The sequence below is a fragment of the Paeniroseomonas aquatica genome, assembly GCF_030409335.1.
Taxonomy (GTDB): domain Bacteria; phylum Pseudomonadota; class Alphaproteobacteria; order Acetobacterales; family Acetobacteraceae; genus Belnapia; species Belnapia aquatica.
Genome location: NZ_JAUFPN010000203.1, coordinates 1 through 24,635, shown reverse-complemented (window position 1 = coordinate 24,635; position 24,635 = coordinate 1). Strand labels below are relative to the sequence as shown.

Here is a 24,635-nt window from a genome sequence, read left to right as displayed (position 1 = left end):
AACTCCGCAACCCTCAGACCGAGAAGTATTTTGCCTTCGGGTGGTGGAGCACGATCGCGCTGGTGGACTGCTCCGGATGCAGTTGCCATTCATCCGAAATTGAGACGCCGATCCGGTCAGCGCCCAGCAGCTTGAGGAGCGGCACCTGGTCCTCCAGCCGTGGGCAGGCGGGGTAGCCGAAGGAGTAGCGGCCGCCGCGGTAGGACTGGCTCAGCATCTTGTCCATGTCGCGGTCGTCCTCGCCGGCGAAGCCGAGTTCGGCGCGGATGCGCTTGTGGACGTACTCGGCCATGGCCTCGGCCATCTCGACCGAGAGGCCGTGCAGGTAGAGGTAGTCCTGGTAGCGGTTGTCCTCGAACCAGACGCGGGCGATGTCGCTCGCCTTCTGGCCGACGGTGACGACCTGCAGGCCGATGACGTCGCGCTTCGCGGGGCCGTCGCCGATGTCGCGAAGGAAGTCGGCGATGCATTCGCCATCCTGCTTCGGCTGGCGCGGCAGGGTGAAGCGGCCCGCCTCGGTCGCGCCATCCTCCTCGAAGAGCACCACGTCGTTGCCGACGCCGGCGCATTTCCAGTAGCCGTAGATCGCCTGCGGCTTGAGGATATTGTCGGCCTCGGCCAGCGCCAGCATGCGCTTCAGCACCGGGCGCAGCTCCTGCTTGGCCCAGCCGAGGAAGTCTTCCAGCGTGCGGCCCTGCTTCCGGAAGCCCCACTGGAATTGGTAGAGGCTGCGCTCGTTGATGAAGGGAATGATGGCCTTGGGCGCGGATTCGATGACGCGGGCGCCCCAGAAGGGCGGCACCGGCGTCGGCAGTTCGTCGGTCAGCCGGCGGCGGCGTTCCTCGGCATAGGCGACATCCACCGGGGCGAAGCCGCGCGGGTCGGCGGTGCCCAGGGTCCGGCTTTCGTTCTTCGACTTGCCCTTGCGCTTCGATTGCACCGCGGCGAGGTAGTCGTCGAAGCCGTTGCCGGTGACCTTGTCCATCAGGTGCAGGCCGTCGAAGGCATCCCGGGCATAGGCGACGCGGCCGGTCGGCTCGCCGCTGGCATAGGCGCGGACGCAGTCGTCCTCGACGTAGTTGCGGGTCAGCGCGGCGCCGCCGAGCAGCACCGGCACTTCCAGGCCCTGGCGCTTCATCTCCTCGAGGTTCTCGCGCATCACCACGGTGGATTTCACCAGCAGGCCGGACATGCCGATGGCATGCGCCCGGTGCTCTTTCACCGCGGCAACCATGTCGGCCAGCGGCACCTTGATGCCGAGGTTGACGACGCGGTAGCCGTTGTTGGTCAGGATGATGTCGACCAGGTTCTTGCCGATGTCGTGCACGTCGCCCTTCACCGTGGCGAGGACGATGGTGCCCTTCTCCTGGCCCTCGATCTTCTCCATGAAGGGCTCGAGGTAGGCGACGGCGGCCTTCATCGTCTCCGCGGACTGGAGCACGAAGGGCAACTGCATCTTGCCGGCGCCGAAGAGCTCGCCGACCACCTTCATGCCGTCGAGCAGCACGTCGTTGATGATGCTGAGCGGCGTGTTGCCCTGGTCGAGCGCGGCCTGGAGCTCGTCGCCGAGGCCCTTGCGGTCGCCGTCGACGATGCGGTCCTTGAGCCGTCCCTCGACCGTCTCGGCACGGACCTTCTTGACGCTGTCGGCGGCCTTGCGGCCGGAGAAGATCTCCAGCAGCTTCTGCAGCGGGTCGTAACCCTCCCGCCGGCGGTCGAAGATCAAATCCTCCACGACCTGGACTTCCTCGGCGGGGATCAGATGCAGCGGCTTGATCTTGCTGACATGCACGATGGCGCCGGTCATGCCGGCCTTCACGGCGTGGTCGAGGAAGACGCTGTTCAGCACGTGGCGCGCCGCGGGGTTCAGGCCGAAGCTGATGTTGGACAGGCCGAGGACGATCTGCACGTCCGGGAATTCGTCCCGGATCATCTTGATCCCTTCCAAGGTCCACTGGCCGAGCTTGCGGTCGTCCTCGTTGCCCGTCGCGATGGTGAAGGTCAGCGGGTCGATGAGCAGGTCGGACTGCGGCAGGCCGTATTTGTCGCAGGCGAACTCGATCAGGCGGCGGGCGATGCGGAGCTTGTCCTCCGCGGTCTTGGCCATGCCCACTTCGTCAATGGTGAGGGCGATGACGCCGGCGCCGAATTTCTTGGCCAGCACCAGCCGGTCGATCGCCGCCTGCTCGCCATCCTCGAAGTTGATCGAGTTGATGATGGGCTTGCCGCCGTGCAGCTTCAGCGCGGCCTCGATCACCGGGGTCTCGGTGCTGTCGATCACCAGCGGTGCGTTCACCGAGGAGGTGAAGCGGGTGATGACCTCGTTCATCTCCTCCATCTCGTTGCGGCCGACGAAGGCGGTGCAGACGTCGAGGCTGTTCGAGCCCTCGCCCACCTGCTCACGGCCGATGGCGACGCAGCCGTCCCAGTCATGCGCCTCCTGCCGGGCGCGCCAGACCTTGGAGCCATTGGCGTTGCAGCGCTCGCCGATGGAGAAATAGGCGTTCTCCTGGCGCAGCGCGGTGGCGCCATACAGCGAGGCGACGGAGGGGATCCAGTGGTACTTGCGGCGCACCGGGGCCGGGCGCCAGGCGTCGTGCTTCCGCAGCATGGCGTCGAGCGCCTGGATATGCGGGGTCGAGGTGCCGCAGCAGCCGCCGATCAGGTTCACCCCGTCCTCGAGGACGAAGCGCTCCATCCAGCTCGCCATCTCGGCGGCTTCCAGCGGGTAGTGGGTCTGGCCGTCGACCAGCTCGGGCAGGCCGGCATTGGGCTGGACGCTGATCTTGCCGGGCCAGTTCTGGCTGAGCCAGCGGACGTGCTCGGCCATCTCCTGCGGGCCGGTCGCGCAATTCAGCCCGATCAGCGGCACGTCGAGGGAATGCACCACGGTGGCGGCGGCGGCGATGTCGGGGCCGACCAGCAGGGTGCCGGTGGTCTCGACCGTGACCTGGACGAAGATCGGAATCTTTACGCCGGTCTGCTTGATCGCGGCCTTGGCGGCATTCACCGCGGCCTTGATGAAGAGCGTGTCCTGGTTGGTCTCGGTCAGGATGGCATCGACGCCGCCGGCGATCAGGCCGCGGCATTGCTCCTCGAGCGCCGCCTGCAGGTCGTCGTACTTGATGTGGCCGAGGCTGGGCAGCTTGGTGCCAGGGCCGATGTCGCCGATGACCCAGCGGTGGCGGTTATCGGCGAAGCTCTCGGCGGCTTCCCGCGCCAGCTCGCCGCCGAGCTTGTTGATCTCGAAGGCGCGGTCCTCCAGCTCGAATTCGCCGAGGGTCACCGGGCTGCCGCCGAAGGTATTGGTCAGCACCATGTCGGCGCCGGCCTCGAAATAGCCGCGGTGGATTTCGCGGACCATGTCGGGGCGGGAGAGGTTCAGGACGTCGGTGCAATTCTCCTTGCCCCAGTAGTCCTTGTCGACATCGAGGGTGAGGGCCTGCACCCGGCTGCCCATGCCGCCGTCGCAGAGCAGCACGCGGTCGGCCAGGGCATCGAGGATATGGGGACGCGCCATAAGGGGGCTTCCTAGAAGGTCAGGGCGGGCACCGCGGCGACCGGCACGGCCAGCCGGCGGGCGGGCCAGAGGCGGACGGCGAGCGGGCCGGGGATCAGGGTGGGGGCGAGCGGGGCGCAGCCGGCGGGGCCGAGCCAGCCGGCGATCCCGGCATCGTCGAAGCCGGGCCAGCGATGGGCATGGCGGTCCAGCAGCTCGCCGCGGTCGTGCGGGGCGAGGTCGAGGATCAGCAGCAGCCCATCGGGCCGCAGCACGCGGGCAGCCTCGGCCAGGGCGGCGGCGGGGTCCTCGGCGTAGTGCAGGACCATCTGCAGGGTGACCACGTCGAAGCCGGCATCGGGCAGCGGCAGGCGGTACATGTCGGCCTGACGGACGGCGCAATGGGCACCGAGGCCGCGCTCGGCCAGGCGGGCGCGGGCGAGCGCCAGCATGTCCCGGCTGGCATCGACGCCGAGCAGGCTTTCCGCCCGCGGGGCCAGGACCTCCAGCAGCCGGCCGGTGCCGGTGCCGATATCGAGGATGCGGCCGGCCCGCGACGGCAGGGCCTCCAGCAGGGCGGCTTCGATAGCCTCGGCCGGGAGCTCCAGGGCGCGCATCTCGTCCCAGTCGGCGCCGTGGCGGCGGAAGGCGTCGGAGGCGATGCGGGCGCGTTCGGCCGCGAGCCGCGCCGCCTGCCGGCGGTCGGCCGCCAGCTGGACATCATCCTCGGGCAGGCGGGCCAATAATTGGTGAACCAGGCTGGCCTCGCCGGGCACCTGGAAATAGGCATTGGCGCCTTCCGGCAGGCGCTCCAGCAACCCGGCCTCGACCAGCAGCTTCAGGTGGCGGGAGAGGCGGGGCTGCGACTGGCCGAGGACCGCGCAGAGATCGGACACGCAGAAGGCGCCGCGCGCGCAGAGGGCGAGCAGGCGGAGCCGGGTCGGCTCGGCGGCGGCACGCAACTGGGCCAACAGGTCTTCCATGGGCTGGCTATCACATAAAGATATCCTTATGTCTAGTCGGAAGCGAGGAGTGACCGATGGCCTGGACGGTGGATGCGCGGATACCCCTGCTGGTGGTCACGGATGCGGCCGGGCTGGCGGCGGCGCTGGCCGGGGGGGAGGCGGCGGTGCTGGCCGAGGCCCCTGCCCCGGCAATCGCCGCCATGGCGGTCGAGGCCTTCGAGGCCGACATGCCCCATGCCATCGCCTGCACCTGCTGCAACGGCCGGAGCCCGGCCGCGGCGGCGCTGGACCGGCTGTTCCAGGCCCGGGTGCGCGGGCGCTGCGGCTGGTTCACCCGGGTGGTGGCGCTGGCCGGCAGCGAGCCGGCGCGGGTGCAGGTGGCCGAGGCGCTGGCGGGCGATGCGCTGACCTCGGCGCGGTTCAGGCCGGCGTAGCGGCCTCCAGCAGGATGGCGCCGGTCGGGTGGACCCTGCCGCGCCAGCCGGGCGGGACCAGGGTGGTCGCGTCCAGTTGCACCAGGATGGCGGGGCCCTCGAAGTCTGCGCCGGGGCCGAGGCGGGCGCGGTCGAGGATCGGCGCCCGCACCGCACCGCCCGGCAGGCGGATGGTCTGGTGGCCGGTGATGGCCTCCGCCGCGGCGCCGCCGGTCGGCTGCGGCAGGACGGGGGCCGGCAGGCGGCCGGAGGCCTCGAGGCGCAGGGTGACGATCTCGATCGGCACGCCGGGCAGGTCGAAGCCATAGAGGGCGCGATGGGCGGCGGCGAAGGCCTCGGCCGTGGCGGGCCAGGGGATGGGCAGCTCGAAGCCCTGTTCCTCATAGCGCAGCAGGGCGACACGATGGCTGGCGCGGTCGGCGGGGGCGACGGCTTCCTGGGCGAACCAGGCCTCGGCCTCGGCGGCCAGGGCGGCGAAGGCGGCCTCCAGCGCGTCGGGGTCGGCGCCGGCCAGCTTGCGGGCGATTGTCCGGCTGAACTCGGCCTTGAGGTCGGCGGCGAGCAGCCCCTGGGCGCAAAGCACGCCGGGGGTCGGCGGCACCAGCACCTGGGTCATGCCGAGCAGCCCGGCCAGCGCAATGCCATGCAGCGGCCCGGCGCCGCCGAAGGGGACCAGGGCGAAGGCGCGCGGGTCGTGGCCGCGCTCGACCGAGACGATGCGGATGGCGCCGACCATGGTGTTGTCGGCGATGGCCAGGATGCCGCGGGCGGCGTCCTCGAGCGAGAGGCCGAGGGGGGTGGCGACCTTGGCGCGGATGGCGGCCTCGGCCAGCCCGGCATCGAGCGCCATGCGGCCGCCGAGGAGCGCCGGCGGCAGGTGGCCGAGGACGAGATGGGCATCGGTGACGGTGGGTTCCTCGCCGCCGCGGCCGTAGCAGGCGGGGCCGGGGTCGGCGCCGGCGCTCTGCGGCCCGACGGTGAGCGCGCCGCCGGCGACGCGGGCGATGGAGCCGCCGCCGGCGCCGATGGTGACCATGTCGACCATCGGCAGCGGCAGCGGCCAGGGGCCGACCTTGCCGGATTGGGTCAGGCCCGGCTTGCCGCCGGCGATGAGGGCGATGTCGGCGCTGGTGCCGCCGATGTCGACGGTGATGATGTCGGGCACGCCGGCTGCTGTGGCGAGGGCGGCGGCGCCGACCACCCCGGCGGCGGGGCCGGAGAGCGCGGTCTGCACCGGGGCGCGGCGGATGGCCGGGGCGCCTGCGACCCCGCCGTTGGATTTCATCAGCAGCAGCGGCGCCGCGATCCCGCCGGCGGCGAGCCGGGCCTCTAGCTTCTCCACATAGGTGGAGACGGCGGGCATGACGGCGGCGTTCAGCACCGTCGCCATGCTGCGTTCGTATTCGCGGACCACGGGCAGCACGTCGGCCGAGGCGGTGACGGCGATGCCGGGGGCGGCGGCCTGGACCAGGGCCAGGGCGCGGCGTTCGTGGGCCGGGTTGGCGAAGCTGTGGAGGAAGCAGATGGCGATGGCGCGGGCACCGGCGGCGACGGCGGCCCGGGCGGCGGCGGTGACCGCGGCCTCATCGAGCGGGGTGAGTTCGCGGCCGTCGGCGGCGATGCGGCCGGGAACCTCGTAGACCTGGGCGGGGGGGACGGGGCGTCGGGGCTTCTGCCAGGACCAGAGGTTGTCGCGCCGGGGCAGGTCGGCGCGGCCGATCTCCAGCACGTGGCGGAAGCCTTGCGTCGTCAGCAGGGCGGTGGGGGCGGTCTTGCCCTCGAGGATCAGGTTGGTGGCGACGGTGGTGCCGTGCAGGACGCGGCCGATCTCCGCGGCCTCGCGGCCGGCGGCGGCGAGGGCCAGGCCGACGCCGGTGAGGAAGGCCTCCGAGGGGTCGCGTGGGGTGGAGGGGGTCTTGGCGGTCCAGGCCTCGCCGGTCGCGGCATCCTGCAGGGTGATGTCGGTGAAGGTGCCGCCGATGTCGACGGCGACGAGGAGGTCACGCGACTTCATCGACGTAGCCCCGGCGGTGGAAGAGTTTCGTGGGGGCGCGGTCGGCGCGGAGGCGGGCGGTGGCGGCGGGGTCGTCCAGGACCACGCCATAGTCGCGGGCGGCGGCCTCCGCGGTGATGAAGCCGCCGAGGATATCGGCGCGGACGAGTTCTTCCGGCCGGTCGAAGGGGGGGCCCCAGCCGCCGCCGCCACCGGTCTCCAGCCGCAGTACGTCGCCGCGCTTCAGTACCGTGCCGTCGGAGAGCGGCGGCAGCACCCGTTCGTCGGCCCGGCCGGGGTTCACCACGGCGCGGCCGCTGCCGCCGCACATCCCGCCGGCGACGCCCCAGGGCGGGTTCACCACGCTGTCAATGCGGATGGCGACCTGGGCGGTATCGGCCATCACCTCGTATTCCCGCACCACGCCGCAGCCGCCGCGGTGCTGGCCGGCGCCGCCGCTGTCGCGGTGGATGCCATAGGCCAGCAGCCGCACGGGATAGGCGAGCTCCATGAACTCCACCGGGTAATTCTCCTGGGCGACGAAGTAGACCGCATCGACGCCATCGGCGAAGGGGCGGGCGCCGTAGCCGACGGCGACGCCATCGGTCATCAGGAAGCGCTTGCCTTCGTGCTCCCCGCGCAGCGCCATGATGACATAGGCGGAATGCGCGGCGGGCGCCTCGCCATGCCGCGCCACGGCGACGAGGCCGTGCAGGACCGCCAGCAGCCGCATCATGGTGATGCCGCGCAGGCCGAGCGGCGCCGGCGAGCGGGGCCAGAGGAGGGAGCCCTCCCGCAGCCGCACCTCGTCGATGGCGCGGGGGCCGCCGGCGTTCAGCACCTGCCCGGCCTCGCCCTGGAGGAAGTAGAGGCCGAGCGCCATGCCGGGCACATCCGGGTGCATCAGCAGGTTCACCGGGCCGATGGCCTGGTCGTCGGTCTCGGTGGCATCGAGGATGAAGCGGTCCTCCGGCGTGCGGGTGAGCGCCAGGCGCAGGGTGAAGGGGCCGTTGCCATGGCCGTCGGCGTCGATGGTATCGGCGAAGCGGGTGGTGCCAATGGGGAAGGCGGCGCGCAGCTTGGCGCGGATCAAGGTCTCGGTGCGGGAGAGGAGCTGGGCGAAGGCATCGGCCAGGACATCGGCGCCGAAGCGCGCGGCGATCTCCTCGACCCGCTTCTCGCCGAGGCGGACGGCGGCCATCAGCGCGCTGGTATCGCCCTGGGACTGCACGGGGAAGCGGCTGTTGCGCCAGAAGGCGCGGAGGAGGTCCTCATTGGTCTCGCCGCCGCGGACCAGGCGGACCGGCGGGATGATGATGCCTTCCTGGAAATGGTCGGTGGCATCGGGGCTGAGCGAGCCGGGGCGAAGGCCGCCGATATCGGAGAAATGCGCCCAGCCCATGACGAAGCCGACCCGCACGGTCCCCAGGAAGATGGGCGCCAGGAAGACCTGGTCGTTGGAATGGGAGACGGCGCCGCGGCTGCCGTAGCAGTCGTTGTACCAGTAGAGATCGCCGGCCTGCATGCCCTCGAGCGGGTAGCGCGCCGTCACCGGCCCGACGATGTCGCCGAAGATCGGCAGGTCGGAGCCGACCGCCATGGCGCCGGAGGCATCGAAGAGGGCGGTGTAGAAATCCTTCTTCTCGCGGATGAAGGCGGACATGGCGGTGCGTTCCAACAGCGCCTCCATCTCCGCCTGGGCGGCGCGGGCGGCGCCGCGGATGATCTCGAGCGAGACGGGATCGCAAAGGGTCATGCGGCGGCGTCCCAATGGTGGCAGGCGACGGTGTGGCCGGGCGAGATTTCCGTCACCGGCGGATCCTGCGCCGCGCAGCGGGCATCGGCCAGGGCGCAGCGCGGGTGGAAGCGGCAGCCGCTGGGGATGGCGCGGAGGCTGGGCGGATCGCCCGGCAGGGAGGGGCCGGCGGCGGCGCCGTCCAGCCGCGGCGCGGCGGCGAGCAGGGCGCGGGTATAGGGGTGGCGCGGCGCCTCGAAGAGTTCCGCCGCGCTGCCCTGCTCGACGATGCGGCCGAGGTACATCACCGCCACCCGGTCGCAGACCCGGCGCACCACGGAGAGGTCGTGGCTGATGAAAAGGTAGGTCAGGCCGAAGCGCCCGCGCAGGTCCCGCAGCAGCCGCAGCACCGCCGCCTGGACCGAGAGGTCGAGGCCGGCTGTGGGCTCGTCCAGGATCACCAGCTTCGGCCGCAGCAGCAGGATGCGGGCGAGGCCGATGCGGCGCTGCTGGCCGCCCGAGAGCTCATGCGGGTAGCGGTCGCCGAAGGCGGCATCGAGGCCGACGGCGGTCAGGGTCTCGGCGATGCGGGCGCGCTGCTCGGCGCGATCGGTCATGCCGTGGATGGAGAGGCCTTCCGCGAGGGTCGCGCCGACGCGCCACCAGGGGTCGAGCGCGGCGCCGGGGTCCTGGTGGACGTATTGCACCGCCGCGCGGGCCTGGCGCGCCTGCGCCGGAGCCTGGCCGGACACGGCACGGTCCTCGAGCCGGATCTCGCCGCCGGATTCGCGCTGCAGGCCGAGCAGGGTGCGGGCCAGCGTCGTCTTGCCGCAGCCGCTTTCGCCGACGATGCCGAAGATCTCGCCGGCCTGGACCGAGAGGTCCACGCCATCCACCGCGCGCACCCCGGCGCGGCGGCGGAACAGGCCCTGGCGGGCGCCGAGCTCGACGGTGAGGCGGGAGGCGCCGATGAGCTCAGGCACGGGCGAAGGCCTCGGCATGGAAGGGGCAGGCGACGCTGCGGCCGGCGCCGAGCGGCAGCATCGGCGGCGGTGCCTCGGCGCAGGCGGCGCGTGCCAGGGGGCAGCGGGGGTGGAAGCGGCAGCCGGGCGGCTGGGCGGTGGCGGCGGGCACGGTGCCGGGGATGCCGCCGAGATCCGTTGCGCGGTCCGGGTGGCAGGCGAGCAGCATGCGGGCATAAGGGTGCTGCGGGTCGTCCAGCACGGCGCGGGTCGGGCCATGTTCCACCACTTGGCCGGCGTAGAGCACGGCGACCCGGTCGCAGACGGCGGCCAGCACCCCGAAGTCATGGGTGACGAAGAGCAGCGACAGGCCGCGCTCGACGGTGAGCTGGCGGAGCAGGCCGAGGATCTCCCGCTGCGTCGTGACGTCGAGGGCGGTGGTCGGCTCGTCCGCGACCACCAGGGCGGGGTCGCAGGCCAGCGCCGCGGCGATCAGCAGGCGCTGGCGCTGGCCGCCGCTGAACTGGTGCGGGTATTTGCGCAGCGCGGCTTCCGGGTCGGGGAGCTGGACGGCGCGCAGCAGCTCGATCAGCTTGGCCTTGTGGTCGGCGCGGCTGCCCTTGGCATGGCGGCGCATGACCTCGAAGATCTGGTCGCCGGCGCGGAAGACCGGGTTGAGCGAGAGGTAGGGGTCCTGCGGGACATAGCCGATGCGGCCGCGCACGGTGGCAGCGCAGTCGGTCAGGATATCCTCGCCGTCGAAGAGGATGGCGCCTTTTGGCACGGTGGCGCCGCCGGGGAGGATGCCGAGCACGGCGCGCAGCAAGGTCGACTTGCCGCAGCCGCTTTCGCCGACGATGCCGAGCGTGCCGGCGCGGGGCACCTGCAGGGTGACCTCCTGCAGGATGCGGGCGGGGCCGATGTGGACCGAGAGGTTCTCGATGGAGAGGACGGGCTGTCCGATGGTCGCAGCGCCGGATGGCGCGGAGGGCTGAATCGGCCAGCCGCTTGAGATAGCCATCAATGACGGCTCCGCCGCAGGCGCGGGTCGGCGGCGTCACGCAGGCCGTCGCCGAGGAGGTTGAAGCCGAGCACCAGGAACAGGATGGCGAGGCCGGGGAAGGTCGGGAACCACCAGGCCTCGGGCAGATGCTGGCGGGCCTCGCTGACCGCCAGGCCCCAATCGGGCGAGGGCGGCGCGGCGCCGACGCCGAGGAAGCCGAGCAGCGCGGCGGTGAGGATGGTGAAGCCCATGCCGATGGTGGCGCGCACCAGGATGGCCGGCGCCGCGTTAGGCAGCACATGCGCCAGCAGGATGCGCGGCGTGCTGGCGCCGATGCCGGCCAGGGCATCGACGAACAGGGCGGTGCGCAGCCGCCGCGTCTCGGCATGCACGGTGCGGGCGAAGAAGGGCCAGTAGGTCAGCGAGAGCGCGACCATGGCGGTAAACAGCCCGGGCGCCATGAGCTGGCCGAGGGCCAGCGCCAGGATGAGCTGCGGTACTGCGAGGAAGACATCGGTGACGCGCATTAGGCTCTCGGAGGCCCAGCCGTCGCGCCAGCCGGCCCAGAGCCCGACCGGGACGCCGATCAGCATGGAGACGCCGACCACCGAGACGGCGACGGTGATGGCGCTGCGGGTGCCGAGGATGACGCGGGAGAGGATGTCGCGGCCGAGATTGTCGGTGCCGAAGGGGAATTCGGCGGAGGGAGGCTTCAGCCGCTGCAGCAGGTGGCTGTCGAAGGCGTCGTCCGGATAGGGCGCCAGCCAGGGTGCGAAGATCGCGACCAGGGCGGCGAAGAGCACCAGGAGCAGGCCGAGGGTGGCGACGGGGTCGCGCAGGATGCGGCGCAGCGCACTCACCGGATGTCCTCCGCCACGCGCGGGTCGATCAGCGCCTGCAGCACGTCGACCAGCACGTTGATGACGGCATAGACCACGCCGACGACGAGGGTGACGGCGAGCAGCGCCTTGTAGTCGGCGGAGAGGATGGCCTGGACCGCATAGGTGCCGAGGCCGGGCCAGTCGAAGATCGCCTCGACCGCCACGGCGCCCGAGATCAAGGCGCCGAAGAGCAGGCCGATCTGCGTCACCGTCACGGTGATGGCGTTGCGCAGCACGTAGATGGCGGCGAGGTGGAAGCGGCCATAGCCGGCGGCGCGGGCATAGAGGACGTAGTCCTTCTGCAGCGCCTCGAGCACGCCGGAGCGGGTGAAGCGGGCGATGCTGGCAAGGCCGGGCAGGCAGAGGGTGACCGCCGGCAGGATCAGGTGCCAGAGGCTGTCGAGGAACAGGGCCCCCTGCCCCGCGATCAGGCTGTCGATCAAATAGAAGCCGGTATGGAAGGGCGGCGCGCCATAGGCGAGGTCCGAGCGCCCGCGCAGCGGCAGCACGTCCCATTCCATGGCGAAGAGCAGTTGGAACATGATGGCGAGCCAGAAGGAGGCGACCGCGAGGCCGCCGACGCTGACGATGCGGATGAGGTGGTCGACCGGCCCGTTGTGGTTCAGCGCCGCCAGCAGGCCGAGCGGGATGCCGAGGCCGATCGAGAGCAGCATGGCGGCGAAGGTCAGCTCCAGGGTCGCGGGCAGGCGGAAGACGATCTCCTCCATCACCGGGCGGCCGGAGAAGATGGAGCTGCCGAGGTCGCCGGTCAGCACCTGCCGGACATGGACGAAGGCCTGCTCGAGGATGGGGCGGTCGAGGCCGTAGCGGGCGCGGATCTCGGCGAGCTGCGCCGGCGTGGCGGCATCGCCCGCCAAGGTCGCGGCCGGGTCGCCGGGGATGACGCGCGTCAGGACGAAGGTGAGGAGGATGAGGCCGAAGAGCGCCGGGAGTGCGAGCAGCACCCGGCGCAGGATGTAGCGGGCCACCTAATTTTCCAGCCAGATGGTCCGCAGCTCTCCGCCCGAACCAACGGGCGAGAAGTTGTAGCCCTGCACCCGGCGCGACATGCCGCGCAGGTTGACCGTGTTGTAGACCCAGATATCGGGGCTTTCGCGCACCACGATGCGGGTCGCTTCCTGGTACAGCCTCGTGCGCTCCGCCTGGTCGAGGCTGCCGCGGGCCTTGGTCAGCAGCGCATCGACCTCCGGGTTGCTGTACCAGCTGCTGGCCTTCCAGGTACCGTGGAAGCGGCTGTCGTACATCTGGCCGATCCAGTTCTCGGGGTCGATGAAGTAGCTGCTGACCCAGTGGATCCAGGTATCCGGCGTCGTCTCCGGCCGGCCGGTGGAACCGGTGATGTTGACCCAGGTATTCGGCACGATCTTCAAGGTGACGCCGACCTTGCGCAGGTCGGCCTGGAACATCTGCGCCGCCTGGACGGTCTGCTCGAGCTCGGACTGGATATGGATCTCGATCTCGCGGCCCAGCGGCGCGCCGGCGGCCCGGGCCCGGTCGCAATGCTCCTTGGCCTTAGCCAGGTCGAAGGCATAGGGCGCGAGATCGGGCGGGTTGCCCCAGAGGTTGTTCGGGTTGGGCCCGGCGTTGCGGGCGACGAGGCCCTTCAGGATGACATTGTTGAAGCCCTCGTAGTTGAAGGCATGGGCGAAGCAGAGCCGGGCGTCGAGGTTGTCGAAGGGCGGCTTGCGGTTGTTCATGCGGATGGTGAAGACCCGCATGGTCTCGTCCCGCTGCACTCGGGTGCGGGCGTTGCGCTCGACGCGCTCGACCTGGTCGGTCGGCAGGTAGCTGTCGCCGGCGTCGATCTCGCCGCGCAGCAGGGCGAGGACGCGGGTGCTGGTCTCCATGATCGGGCGGGAGCGGGACTGCTCCAGCGGCCGGCGGTTGTGCGACCAGCCGAGGAAGTGGTCGGGGAAGCGGTTGAGATCGAGCGCGGTGCGGGCGCGGTAGGTGGTGGCATCGACCTGATAGGCACCGGAGCCGGCATCGTTGGCGGCCAGCCAGGCGGCGCCCCAGTCGTTGCTCGCGGCATTCGCCTCGACCAGCTTCTGGTTGACGATGGCGACCAGCGGCAGGGCCGAGAGGAAGGGCGCATAGGCGGTGGTCAGCACGAAGCGCACGGTGCGGGCATCCGGCGCGGTGACGCCCTCGGGCTTCAGCACCGGGGCGAAGGCGGCGGCGGGGGCGCGTCCCAGCGCCAGCAGGCGGTGGAAGCTGTAGACGACATCGGCCGCGGTCATGGCGCTGCCGTCGTGGAATTTCACGCCCTCCTTCAGGGTGAATTCCCAGGTGAGGCCATCCGGCGTGGTGCTGTGCTTCTCGGCCAGCCAGGGGACCAGCTCGGTGCCCTGGTAGCGGTACAGCCCGTCATAGGCATTCAGCAGGATGAACTGGCTGGGAACGTCGAAGACCGCATGCGGGTCGAGGGTGCCGACCAGCGTATCGCCCCAGACCATGGGACGCTGCGGCTGCGCCGCGGCGGGCACCGGGGCGAGGCTGGGGGCCGCGAGCAGCGCGGCGGCAAGCAGGGCGGCACCAAGGCGCATGACCGGGTCTCCCGAATGTCGTGCCGGGAGTGAAGCCGCCGCGCCACTGCCCCGCAAGGGGGCAAGGCGCCGCTTTCAGCGCCAGGCGGGCCGGCGTTGCCCCGGTGCGGGGCATGGCCGTGGCACTTGCCCGCTTCCCGCGCAGCGGCACCCGTCCTAGGCTCCCTGCCTTCAGGCAAGGGAGCCACCGATGGCCGATGAAATCCCGATCCTCGATCTCGCCCCCTATTTCGCCGGCGAGACGGGTGCGCTGCCGGCGCTCGGGGCGCAGTTGCGCCGCGCCTTCACCGAGGTGGGCTTCTACTTCATCCGCGGCCATGGCGTGCCGCAGGCGATGGTGGACACCGGCTTCGAGGCCGCGGCGCGGTTCCATGCGCAGCCGCTCGAGGCCAAGCTGGCCATGCCCTTCAACCGCGACAACATCGGATATTTGCCGATGCGCGGGAATACCTCCCGCATGAATGCGGTAGAGGGCATCAAGAAGCCCAATGCGAACGAGGCGGTCTTCTTCAAGCGCGAACTGCCGGCGGATCATCCGGACCGAGCGTCCGGCCGGCGCTTCCGCGGGCCGAACCAGTGGCCGGCGGACCTGCCCGGCTTCCGCGAGGCGGCGCTGGCCTATGCCGGGGCGATGGAGGAGCTTGGCCGCCGGCTGGTGCCCATCTATGCCGTGGCGCTGGGGCTGCCGGCCGACTGGTTCGCCGACAAGTTCCGCGAGCCGATGTTCACCCTGCGGATGACGCATTACCCGCAGCAGGAGGCGACCTCGCCCGAGGATGAATGGGGCCTGGCGCCGCATGCGGATACCAGCTTCATGACCATCCTGGCGCAAAACAAGGTGCCCGGCCTGTCGCTGCGGCTGCCCGGCGGGCGCTGGATCGACGCGCCGGCGCTGGACGGCGCCTTCCTGGTCAATGGCGGGATGATGCTGCGGCGCTGGAGCAACCACACCTTCCTCGCCACGCCGCACCGGGTGACCAACCGCAGCGGCGGCGAACGCTACGCCATCCCCTTCTTCATGGACTGCGACTACGACGCGGTGATGGCGCCGGTGCCGAGCTGCGTCACCACGGAGAACCCGGCGCATTACCAGCCCTTCACCTACCCCCAGTTCATGGAGGAATACACCGGCGCCAATTACGGCGAGCGGGCCGCGGCCGGGGTGGCGTTGCAGGGCGCCTGATTCCGCTTCGCATCGAAGCCCTTGGCATGCTTTCTTGCCCGGCAATGACCATGCCGGGAGGATCGACCATGCGCCGCCGCAGCTTGTTGCTGGCACCTGCCCTGTTGCCGAGCCTGGCGGCGGCGCAGGGCTTCGCGGAACGCCCCATCACGCTGGTGACCGGCTATTCGCCTGGCGGCTCCACCGATATCGCGGCGCGTCTGCTGGCGGACCGGCTGGCGGCCAATCTCGGCACCGGCACGCGGATCGTGGTGGAGAACCGGCCGGGTGCCGCGGGCGCCGTCGCTAGCGAGTGGCTGCGCCGCCAGCCGGCGGATGGCTTTACCCTGATGGTCGCCGAGACCGGGTCGCATGCGATCGCGCCGAATGCGCTGATCGGCTGGAACCGCTACGACCCGGTGACGGATTTCACCCATCTCGGCATCATCGGCATCCCGCCGCTGATCCTCATCGTGAACAACCAATTCCCCGCCCGCAGCGGGGCGGAGGTGGTGGGGGCGCTGCGCCGCGCGCCGCCCGACAGCATCACCTACGCAACCTCCGGCGTCGGCGGCGTGCTGCATCTGGCCGCCGAGATGCTGGCGGTGCAGCTCGGCACCCGCTTCGTGCACGTGCCCTATCGCAGCGGGGCGCAGATGCTGCAGGCGATCCATACCGGGGAGGCGCAATTCGGCATCGCCGCCCTGGCCTCGGCCAATGCGATGGTGAAGGAGGGGCTGGTGCGCGGCATTGCCGTCACCGGGCCGCGCCGCTTCCCGACCTATCCGGAGCTGCCGACCATGGCCGAGAGCGGCGTGCCGGATTTCGACTTCGACACCTGGTTCATCCTGATCGGGCCGCCCGGCCTGCCGCCGGCGGTGGCAGGTGCCATCAACCGCGCCCTGATCGCCGCCCTGGCGGAGGATCCGCTGCGCGACCGGCTGATGGCGGCCGGCCACGACGCCTTCCGGGCCGCCAATGGGCTCACCGAGGCTCAGGCCTTCATCCGGGCGGAGGTGGTGAAGTACCGCGACGTGGTGGCCCGTACCGGCATCCGGCTCTCCCCCTGATCGCTCCCGGGGACGCGGCACGGCCGGACCGGGAGGCTTTGGCCCTCCGGCGGTGCACATGGACGTGCTCGCATTGATAAATTGCAGACCTTCACAACCTGAAAGGCTATAGGCTTCGCGTCAGGGACAACCATGGATGGGCCATCCGCTGACCGGTTCCCGCAGCAGTCGCGGCGGCCGGACGGCAGGCGGGCCTCATCCCCGGCGTCCTCGGCAGGTTTTCCTTGGGCCATGCCATCGGCCTGACCCCAGCTTAGGTGAAGTCGCCCTGGAATCGCCGTGGTTTCGCCTGGACCGATGCCGCCGAGCCGCCGCAGGGCGGGTCGGGACCAATGCGCGTTCGCGTGGCCGATCCCCTTGCCCATCGGCGGCCCCGGTTGGCTGCGCCCTGCTCGCTGCGCCTTCACCCGGATCGTCGCCTGGAGGCGCCTCACCGCGCCGGTCCGGGGCAGCATCGCCCGGGCGGCATGAAGTCGGATAGGCGTTCAAGAACAGCCATGCAGCCACGTCGCATCCGTATTGCCGTCCTGGTCGTCGCCGCACTGCTGCTGCTGGCGCTGGGCAGCGGCACCGCGCTGCTGCTGGACCGGATGCACGCCACCGCCGAGGCCGCCGCGCGGCAGACCGTGCAGCGCATCACCCGCGTCGCCGAAAGCACGGTGAACCGGCATTTCCTCGCGGTGGACGGCATGCTGGCGGGGCTGCCAGCCATCCTCGGTCAATTGGTGCAGAACGAGCAGGTCGAAGCCTCGGCGGCGAATCGCATGCTGCGGGAGCTGAATTTCCAGAACTTCAGCTTCCGCGACCTGGTGGTGCTGCGGCCGGATGGACAGCCCTGGGCCGCCGCGCTGGCCGCCTCCCGCAGCCGTTCGCTGCCGATCGAGGAAGGCGCCGTGGCCGCGGCCGCCGGCTTCGGTGCCGCGGTGCTCAGCGGTCCGGCCCGCAATGCGCTGACCGGCGAGTGGTCGCTGATGTTCCTGCGCGCCATGGACCTGCCCGGGCTTGGCCCGCTGGTGGCGGTGGCCGAGGTGCCGGTGCCGCTGATCGCCACCCTGCTGGCGCCGATCGGCGAGCTGCCGGGGCTCAGGATCTCGGTCGAACGGGCGGATGGGCGCGTCCTGGTGGCGCTGCCCCATGACGAGGGCCGCATGGGCCGCCCCCTGGCGCAGCCGGCCAGCCAGCTGCCCGCTGACGGCAGTGCGGTGGCGATCGCCGGGCGCTACGACGACATCCCGGCGCTGGCCGCGGCCCGCCCCATCCTTTACCGGGACATCTTCGTGGTGGCGAGCTACGACGAGGAGGCCGCCTTCGCCGCCTGGACCCTTGATCGCCGCCGGCTGCTGCTGGTCGCCGGCAGCCTGGGCGTGCTGCTGATCGCCCTCGCCCTCGCCCTTCACATCGCCCTGCGGCAGCGCGAGCGTATCGAGGCGGAGCGAACCCGGGCCCGCGCCGTACTAGAGCGGGCCATCGAGACCATGCCGGACGGCTTCGTCATGTTCGATGCCGAAGATCGGCTGGTGGTCTGCAACCAGCGTTACCGCGACCTCTATGCGATCAGCGCGCCCTTCATCGAACCCGGCGCCAAATTCGAGGACATTATCCGGGAAGGCGCCAAGCGCGGCCAGTATCCGCAGGCGGGCGAAGACATCGAGCGCTTCGTCGCCGAGATCACCGCCTGGCATCGCAGCAACCAGCCCAGCATCGAGCGGCTGCTGCCGGATGGGCGCTGGCTGATGGTGACCGACCGGGAGACGCCGGGCGGCGGCACGGTGGGCATCCGCACCGATATCACCGCGCTGAAGCGGGCGATGACCGAGATCGCCCTGGCCCGCGATTCGGCCGCCGCCGCCACCGCCGCCAAGTCCCGCTTCCTCGCCCAGATGAGCCACGAGCTGCGGACCCCGCTGAACGGGGTGCTGGGCCTGGCCCAGGCGCTGGCACGCGACCCGAAGCTCTCCGGCGAGCAGCAGGCGCGTGCCCGCACGCTGGAGGAGGCCGGTCGCCATCTGGTCGCCGTCGCCAACGACGTGCTGGACCTGGCCAAGGTGGAATCGGGCCGGCTGGAGCTGCGGCGGGCGCCGACCCGGCTCGATGCCCTGCTCGACAGCAGCGCCACCCTGGTCCGCCCGGCGGCCGAGGAGAAGCAGGTGCGCCTGGCCGTGGTACTCGGGCCGGCCCTGCCGGAGGTGGTGCTGGTGGACCAGACCCGCCTGCGGCAGCTGGTGCTGAACCTGCTGTCCAACGCGGTGAAATTCACCCCGTCCGGCGGCGTGGTGGAAGTCGTGGCCCGGGCGGTCCAGGGCACGGTGCCATCCGGCCTGCTGCCGGATGGCCGGGCGATGATCCGGATCGAGGTGCGGGATACCGGTCCCGGCGTGCCGGAGGCCAAGCGCTGTGCCGTCTTCGGCGATTTCGTGCAGCTCGCCCGGGACGAGCGGGCCGGCGGCACCGGGCTCGGCCTGGCGATTGCGGCCGGGATCGCCGCCCAGATGGAAGGCACGATCGGCTGCACCGACAACCCGGCGTCCAGCACCGGCCCGGGCGCCATCTTTTGGGTCGAGCTGCCGCTGCAGCCGGCCCACCTGCCGCTGGCGGGGGGCGCTGCGGCCCAGGCGCTGCCGGCCCGGCCGCTCCAGGTCCTGGTGGCGGATGACGTGCCGGCCAACCTGGCGGTCGCCCGGGCGCTGCTCGAATCGGCGGGCCATGCCGTGACCTGCGTCGCCGACGGCGCCCTGGCCCTGGCGGCCCTGGAGGAGACGGCACCGGCCTGCCGCTTCGACGTGGTGCTGATGGATGTGATGATGCCCGGGATGGATGGGCTGGAGGCCACCCGCCGTATCCGTGCCCTGCCGGGCCCGGCCGGGCAGGTGCCGGTCCTGGCGGTGACCGCCAGCGCCTTCGCCGAGGACATCGCCGCTTGCAGCGCCGCCGGCATGGACGCGCATCTGGCCAAGCCGATCGAGCGGGATGCGCTCATCGCAGCGCTCGGCCGCTTGGCCCGGGGCCGTCCGAGCCCGGCCAGGGCCGCCGAGGCGCCGGCGCAGCTGCCCGGGCTGGCCAGCCTGCCGCTGCTCGAGCGGCGTAGCGGCAATGCACTGGCCATCCCCGGGCTGGACGCCGAGACGGCGCGCCGCCTGGCGCCGGTCTTCCTGCAGGAGATTGCCGACCAGGTGATCCGGCTGCAGGCGGCCGGTCCCGAGGCGATGGAGGAAGCGCTCTCCGCGGCGCATCGGCTGGCCGGCTCGGCCGCCACCCTGGGGGCCAACCGGCTGGCCGCGGCGGCCCGCCAGTTCCAGACGGAGGCGCGCACCCTGCCCGCCGCCCAGGCGTTGATGCTCCGGGGCGTCGTGCTGACGGTGGCGGAGGAGACCCAGAAGGCCCTGGGACTCATCCAGCCGCCCCAGGATACCGCGGTGGCCTGAGGATAAATGGGCGCGCCACCGCCGCACGGCATCGCCCAATCGGGCAAAACCGAGCATCCTGGCCCGAGCCGCGAGGCAGCCATTCCAGGAGGAGAGACCCCATGCCCACGACCGTGAGAGAGATGGTCGCCGCCGCCAATGCCGCGGTGCCGCGGATCAGCGCCGCGGAAGCCCAGGCCCTGCATGCCGCAGGCAAGGCAGTATTCGTCGACCTGCGCGAGCCGGCCGAGATCACTGCCTCCGGCAAGGTGCCGGGCGCCCTGCCGATCCCGCGCGGGCTGCTGGAATTCCGCGTCGATCCGGAAAGCCCGGCGCGCGACCCGGCGCTCGGCAAGCCGGTCGTCATCACCTACTGCGCCTCGGGCGGCCGCGCCGCGCTGGCCGGCAAGATGATGCAGGACCTGGGCTATGCCGATGTCCGCAACCTCGGCGGCTTCAAGGATTGGGTCGAGGGCGGCGGCACGGTCGAGCAGGGCTGAGCCATGCCGCGTCCCGTCCGCAAGGTCGCCGTCGTCGGCGCCGGGACCATCGGCGCGAGCTGGGTGGCCTGGTTCCTCAGCCGCGGGCTGGAGGTGGTCGCCAGCGACCCCTCCCCCGGCGCACCCGCCCTGATCCGCCGCATGATCGAGGGCGCCTGGCCGATGCTGCAGCAGCTCGGCGCGGCGCCCGGCGCCGATCCCGGCCGCTGGTCCTTCGAGCCGGACCCGGTGAGGGCGGTCGCCGGCTGCGACCTAGTCCAGGAGAGCGCGCCGGAACGCTACGAGGTGAAACAGCCCCTGCTGCGCAGCATCAGCGCGGCGCTGCCGGAGGATGTGCTGATCCTCTGCTCCTCCTCCGGCCTGCTGGTCAGCCGTCTCTCGGACGGCTGCACCCATCCCGGGCGGGTGGTGATCGGGCATCCCTTCAATCCGCCGCACCTGATCCCGCTGGTCGAGGTGGTGGGCGGCACCACCGCAAGCCCGGAGGCGGTCGCCGCGGCGGTGGCCTTCTACCGGGCGATCGGAAAGCACCCGATCACCCTCGACAAGGAAGTGCCTGGGCATCTGGCCAACCGCCTGCAGGCGGCGCTCTGGCGGGAGGCGGTGCACATGGTGGCGGAGGGTGTGGCCAGTGTCGCCGATGTCGATGCCGCCATCAGCCAGGGTCCCGGCCTGCGCTGGGCGCTGATGGGGCCGCACACGACCTTCCACCTCGCAGGCGGGGAGGGCGGCTACCCCGCCTTCATGCACCACCTGATGCCGGCGGTGACGAGCTGGTGGGAGAGCCTGGGCAACCCGGTGCTGACGCCGGAGCTGCAGGCGAGGCTGATCGCCGGGGTGACGGAGGCGACCGGCGGCCGCGCCATCGCCGAACTGGCCGCGGAGCGCGACGCGGCGCTGGTGCGGCTTCTGGCGGCCAAGGGCTGTACCGGCCCGAGGCCACCGAAAGGACCGGAGGGCTAGAGCCTTCCGGTCAGCGCCATCACCAGCAGCACCACCACGACGATGCCAATCAGGCCGGAGGGGTAGTAGCCCCAGCCACGGCTATGCGGCCAGGTCGGCAGCACGCCGAGCAGCACGACAATCAGGACAATCAGCAGCACGGTCGATGTCATGGTTCGCCCTCCGCCCGGCCCATGCCGGTGCGAGGGGCGAACGTCCCGGCGCCGTCCTGGTTGCGCTCAAGTCACCGCAGGAACTCCGGCGAGACGAGGTTCGGCAGGACCAGCACGATGCTGGGGAAGATGATGATCAGCACCAGCACGCCGAACATCGGCAGCAGCATGATCATGGTGTCCTTCAGCGCATCGCCGATCCGCATCCCGGCGACCGAGCAGGCGATCATCAGGCACAGCCCGTAGGGCGGCGTCACCAGCCCGAAGGCAAGGGAAACGATGCCGATCATGGCGAAATGCACCTGGTCCATGCCGACGCCGATGGTCAGCGGCTGCAGGATGGCGCCGACGATGATGATGGCCGGGATGGCATCCAGGAAGCAGCCGACCACCAGGAAGACGCCGGCGATGAAGAAGCCGACGCCGATCGGACCCATCCCCCAGGTCTTCACCCCGGCGAGGAGGAATTCCGGGATCTGGTAGAAGGCCAGCAGCCAGCCGAAGGCCGAGGCGGTGCCGACGCAGAACAGGGTGACCCCGGCCAGCCGCCCGGTATCGCCGAAGGCGGCGATCAGCCCCTTCCAGTCCATCTCGCGATAGACCACGAGGGAGAGGAAGCCGGCATAGAGCACGGCGACGCAGGCCGATTCCGTCGCGGTGAACCAGCCGAAGATCTTGCCGCCGATGATGATCAGCGGCGTCAGCAGCGCCGGGATGGAGACGAGGAAGCTGCCGAGGACCTGCGCCAGCGTCGCCCGCGGATAGGTCGGGTAGCCGCGCGCCTTCGCATAGGCATGCACGGTGCCCATCTGCACCAGGGCGATCAGCGCCCCGGGGATGACGCCCGCCAGGAACAGCGCGCCGATCGAGACCGTCAGCACGCCGCCCCAGACGATCATGAGAATGGACGGCGGGATGATGACCGCGAGCACCGCCGAGACGGCGGTGATGGCGACGGAGAAGCTGTCGTCGTAGCCCTCCTTCCGCTGCGCCTCGATGAAGATCTTGGACTGCGACGCCGCATCCGCCGTGCTGCTGCCGGAGATGCCGGCGAAGAAGAAGGACAGCACCACGTTGATCTGGGCGAGGCCGCCGGGAAAATGCCCGACGAGGGAGCGGGAGAAATTCATCAGCCGGTCGGTGATGCCGCCGATGTTCATCAGGTTGGCGGTCAGCAGGAAGAAGGGCACCGCGAGCAGGATGAAGGAATTGTAGGCGTTGAAGGTCTCCTGCGCGAGCATCATCGGGCTCAGCCGCGGCTCGATCAGCAGGATGGGCAGGCAGGCGAGGCCGAGCGAGACGGCGACCGGCACACGCAGCACCAGCAGCAGGAAGAAGATCCCGAACAGGATCTGCGCCGCGGTGCCCGCGCCGAGGACATTGCCACCCATTACGCGTCACCCCGGAGAACGGCGATCGCATCGAGCATGCGTTCGGACTGGAACAGCAGCCAGACCACGCCGGCGATCGGCCAGGCCATGTGGATCGTCCAGAGCGGCAGCTCGGCCAGCTCGCTGATCCGGTAGATGGCGAATTCGGTGAATTCCCAGCCCCACCAGACGAAGACGCAGGCGAAGATCAGCACGAAGCTGCCGGAGACCAGCTCCATGGTGGCCGAGGCCCGCGGCGAGAGGCGGGGGAAGACATCGACGACGAAATGCGTCCCCTCCCGCACCGCCAGCATGGCGCCCAGCATGACCGCATAAACCAGGCAGAAGCGGGCCAGCTCCTCGGTCCAGATATAGGCCGGGATGAAGCTGGTGTACCGCGAGAAGATCTGCAGCGTGACCGGGATGATGATGACGGCGACGCTGACGATGAGCAGGAAGGCGATGACACGGCCGAGCACGAAATTGACGCGGCGCAGCACGGCCGGCGCCCCGGGGGAGTATGTCGTCATGAGGGATCCTGACTGGGGGAGGCCGGGCGCCGCGCGCAGCACGCGGCGCCCGTTCCGCGACTAGGCGGTCAGCGCGTTGATGCGGTTGAGGATGCCCTCGGCATCGATCTCCCGCGCATAGGCGGCCATGACAGGGTCCACCAGCCGTTTCATCTCGGCGCGCTGGGTGAACTCCACCTTGTGCAGCTTGCCGGACTTCTCCAGCGCCTCGAGGATCTGGCTATCGGCGCCGGATTCCGCCGTGCGATGGAAGAGGGAGGCCTCCTTGCCGGCCCGGCGGATCGCCGCCTGCAAATCGTTCGGCAGCTTCGCCAGGGTCTGGGTTGCGAAGCACAGCGGGCGGATGGTGATGGCGTGCTGGGTCATCGAGAGCTGCGGCGCCACCTCGAAGAAGCGCATCTGCTCGACGCCGGCCGCCTCGTTCTCGCCGCCGTCGATGACGTTGTTCTGGATAGCGTTGTAGATTTCATTATAGGCGATGACGGTGGGCGACATGCCGATGGCGGCGAAGGTGCGCGACCAGATCGGCGCGCCCTGGACGCGGACCTTCAGGCCTTTCAGCTCGGACAGGTTGGTGACACGCTTGTTGAAGAAGATGTTGCGCACCCCGCCGCCGCCATAGCCGATCATCGCCACCTTGGCGCGGCGCTCGACCTCGTCGGCCACCGGCTTGAACATGTCCTGGTCCAGCACCGCGTTCCAATGCGCCAGGTCGCGGAAGATGAAGGGCGCGTCGACGAAGGGCGCCGCCTTGGAGAAGGTCGACATATGTGCCGGCGAGACCACGGCGTAGTCCACCGCCCGGCCCTGCGCCATGTATTCGAAGTACTGCTTTTCCAGGCCGAGTGACGAGTTCTTGTGCAGCACGAAGTTGACCGGCTTGCCGTAGTATTGCTTCACCAGCTCCTCGAAGCGGACCATCGCCTTGGTATAGGGATGCTCGTCGCCGAATTGGGAGGCGCCATTCAGGGTGATCGTGCCCTGGGCACGCACCGGGATCGAGAGGATGGCGGGCGTGGCGAGCACGCCACCCAGCAGGGCTCTACGGAACATGGATAACTCCCTTGGACATCGCGGCCAGCTGGGCGCCGGCTCTGGAAGGAGATTAGCCGCGGATCGGGTCGGTAGGGAACCGGCCGGTTACGCGGTGGCGCCCCCTCCGGCCAGAAGCCGTGAAAACGCCTCCCCTTCCCTCCCGCCATCGCTATGCTGGCGGGATGGCCGAGATCGTCACCCTGAACCGCGTGAAGAAGCAGCGGGCCCGCGCCGCAGCCGCGACCGAGGCCGCGGCCAACCGCGCCAAGCACGGCCGGACCGCGGCCGAGAAGGCGAACGACCGCCGGGCCGAGGCCCGGCGGCAGGCGCTGCTCGAGGGCGCGAAGCGCCCGCCGCCGGTCGACTAGGGTCGGCTAGTGTCCTGACTCTGAAGTTCCCAGGCAGTTGCTCTG

20 protein-coding genes are annotated in these 24,635 nt (G+C 70.8%); 7 read left to right on the top strand and 13 right to left on the bottom strand.

Annotated features, from left to right (window positions below; genetic code table 11):
* Positions 1-13: 13 nt before the first annotated feature.
* Together metH and QWZ14_RS27270 are read right to left on the bottom strand one after the other, a co-directional pair.
* Positions 14-3,520, bottom strand: a complete 3,507-nt coding sequence (gene metH, locus QWZ14_RS27275) for a methionine synthase (protein WP_290320202.1) — start codon at positions 3,518-3,520, stop codon at positions 14-16.
* A gap of 11 nt (positions 3,521-3,531) precedes the next feature.
* Positions 3,532-4,482, bottom strand: a complete 951-nt coding sequence (locus QWZ14_RS27270; RefSeq protein ID WP_290320201.1) for an ArsR/SmtB family transcription factor — start codon at positions 4,480-4,482, stop codon at positions 3,532-3,534.
* Between the two features lie 56 nt (positions 4,483-4,538).
* On the opposite strand from QWZ14_RS27270, the gene QWZ14_RS27265 reads away from it, so the two are divergent.
* Positions 4,539-4,898, top strand: coding sequence for a hypothetical protein (locus QWZ14_RS27265; protein ID WP_290320200.1), 360 nt, complete (start codon positions 4,539-4,541; stop codon positions 4,896-4,898).
* Here the strand turns inward: QWZ14_RS27265 and QWZ14_RS27260 are convergent.
* The 7 genes from QWZ14_RS27260 to QWZ14_RS27230 are packed head-to-tail and all read right to left on the bottom strand — an operon-like array spanning position 4,885 to position 14,039.
* A complete protein-coding gene (locus QWZ14_RS27260; protein WP_290320199.1) occupies positions 4,885-6,912 on the bottom strand; it encodes a hydantoinase/oxoprolinase family protein in 2,028 nt (675 codons plus the stop codon). The two genes, QWZ14_RS27265 and QWZ14_RS27260, sit on opposite strands and share 14 nt — an antisense overlap.
* Positions 6,899-8,647, bottom strand: a complete 1,749-nt coding sequence (locus tag QWZ14_RS27255) for a hydantoinase B/oxoprolinase family protein (RefSeq protein WP_290320198.1) — start codon at positions 8,645-8,647, stop codon at positions 6,899-6,901. The genes QWZ14_RS27260 and QWZ14_RS27255 overlap by 14 nt, the downstream gene beginning before the upstream one ends.
* Positions 8,644-9,609 carry an oligopeptide/dipeptide ABC transporter ATP-binding protein gene (locus QWZ14_RS27250; RefSeq protein ID WP_290320197.1) on the bottom strand — a complete coding sequence of 322 codons (966 nt, stop codon included), beginning with the start codon at positions 9,607-9,609 and terminating at the stop codon, positions 8,644-8,646. Before QWZ14_RS27250 ends, QWZ14_RS27255 begins: the two co-directional genes overlap by 4 nt.
* Positions 9,602-10,609 (bottom strand): ABC transporter ATP-binding protein, encoded by a 1,008-nt coding sequence (locus QWZ14_RS27245; RefSeq protein ID WP_290320196.1) that lies wholly within the window; start codon positions 10,607-10,609, stop codon positions 9,602-9,604. Before QWZ14_RS27245 ends, QWZ14_RS27250 begins: the two co-directional genes overlap by 8 nt.
* On the bottom strand, positions 10,609-11,451 hold the full coding sequence (locus QWZ14_RS27240; RefSeq protein ID WP_290320195.1) for an ABC transporter permease: 843 nt from the start codon (positions 11,449-11,451) through the stop codon (positions 10,609-10,611). Before QWZ14_RS27240 ends, QWZ14_RS27245 begins: the two co-directional genes overlap by 1 nt.
* On the bottom strand, positions 11,448-12,461 hold the full coding sequence (locus QWZ14_RS27235; protein ID WP_290320194.1) for an ABC transporter permease: 1,014 nt from the start codon (positions 12,459-12,461) through the stop codon (positions 11,448-11,450). Before QWZ14_RS27235 ends, QWZ14_RS27240 begins: the two co-directional genes overlap by 4 nt.
* Positions 12,462-14,039, bottom strand: a complete 1,578-nt coding sequence (locus QWZ14_RS27230) for an ABC transporter substrate-binding protein (protein ID WP_290320193.1) — start codon at positions 14,037-14,039, stop codon at positions 12,462-12,464.
* A 190-nt stretch (positions 14,040-14,229) separates the two neighbouring features.
* Between QWZ14_RS27230 and QWZ14_RS27225 the strand changes: the two genes are divergently transcribed.
* The 5 genes from QWZ14_RS27225 to QWZ14_RS27205 all read left to right on the top strand — a co-directional run bounded on the left by QWZ14_RS27225 (position 14,230) and on the right by QWZ14_RS27205 (position 21,135).
* Positions 14,230-15,222: an isopenicillin N synthase family dioxygenase gene (locus tag QWZ14_RS27225; protein WP_290320192.1), complete on the top strand. Its 993-nt coding sequence runs from the start codon at positions 14,230-14,232 to the stop codon at positions 15,220-15,222.
* A gap of 68 nt (positions 15,223-15,290) precedes the next feature.
* The gene (locus QWZ14_RS27220; protein ID WP_290320191.1) at positions 15,291-16,271 is read left to right on the top strand and encodes a Bug family tripartite tricarboxylate transporter substrate binding protein; all 981 of its coding nucleotides are present in this window, start codon (positions 15,291-15,293) and stop codon (positions 16,269-16,271) included.
* 497 nt (positions 16,272-16,768) lie between these two features.
* Complete coding sequence (locus QWZ14_RS27215; RefSeq protein WP_290320190.1) at positions 16,769-19,693, top strand: PAS-domain containing protein; 2,925 nt, start codon at positions 16,769-16,771, stop codon at positions 19,691-19,693.
* Between the two features lie 101 nt (positions 19,694-19,794).
* Positions 19,795-20,172, top strand: a complete 378-nt coding sequence (locus tag QWZ14_RS27210; RefSeq protein WP_290320189.1) for a rhodanese-like domain-containing protein — start codon at positions 19,795-19,797, stop codon at positions 20,170-20,172.
* A 3-nt stretch (positions 20,173-20,175) separates the two neighbouring features.
* A complete protein-coding gene (locus QWZ14_RS27205) occupies positions 20,176-21,135 on the top strand; it encodes a 3-hydroxyacyl-CoA dehydrogenase NAD-binding domain-containing protein (protein WP_290320187.1) in 960 nt (319 codons plus the stop codon).
* On the opposite strand, the gene QWZ14_RS27200 is transcribed toward QWZ14_RS27205, so the two are convergent.
* From QWZ14_RS27200 to QWZ14_RS27185, 4 genes are all read right to left on the bottom strand, one after another.
* Positions 21,132-21,287, bottom strand: a complete 156-nt coding sequence (locus QWZ14_RS27200) for a DUF3309 family protein (protein WP_290320186.1) — start codon at positions 21,285-21,287, stop codon at positions 21,132-21,134. The genes QWZ14_RS27205 and QWZ14_RS27200 overlap by 4 nt on opposite strands.
* A 71-nt stretch (positions 21,288-21,358) precedes the next feature.
* A complete protein-coding gene (locus QWZ14_RS27195; RefSeq protein ID WP_290320184.1) occupies positions 21,359-22,678 on the bottom strand; it encodes a TRAP transporter large permease in 1,320 nt (439 codons plus the stop codon).
* Positions 22,678-23,187: a TRAP transporter small permease gene (locus tag QWZ14_RS27190; protein WP_290320183.1), complete on the bottom strand. Its 510-nt coding sequence runs from the start codon at positions 23,185-23,187 to the stop codon at positions 22,678-22,680. Before QWZ14_RS27190 ends, QWZ14_RS27195 begins: the two co-directional genes overlap by 1 nt.
* 60 nt (positions 23,188-23,247) lie before the next feature.
* Positions 23,248-24,240, bottom strand: a complete 993-nt coding sequence (locus QWZ14_RS27185) for a TRAP transporter substrate-binding protein (RefSeq protein ID WP_290320182.1) — start codon at positions 24,238-24,240, stop codon at positions 23,248-23,250.
* Between the two features lie 164 nt (positions 24,241-24,404).
* Here QWZ14_RS27185 and QWZ14_RS27180 point away from each other — a divergent pair, with 164 nt between their 5' ends.
* Entirely contained in the window at positions 24,405-24,590 is a 186-nt protein-coding gene (locus QWZ14_RS27180) for a DUF4169 family protein (RefSeq protein ID WP_290320181.1), read from the top strand.
* Positions 24,591-24,635: the final 45 nt, after the last annotated feature.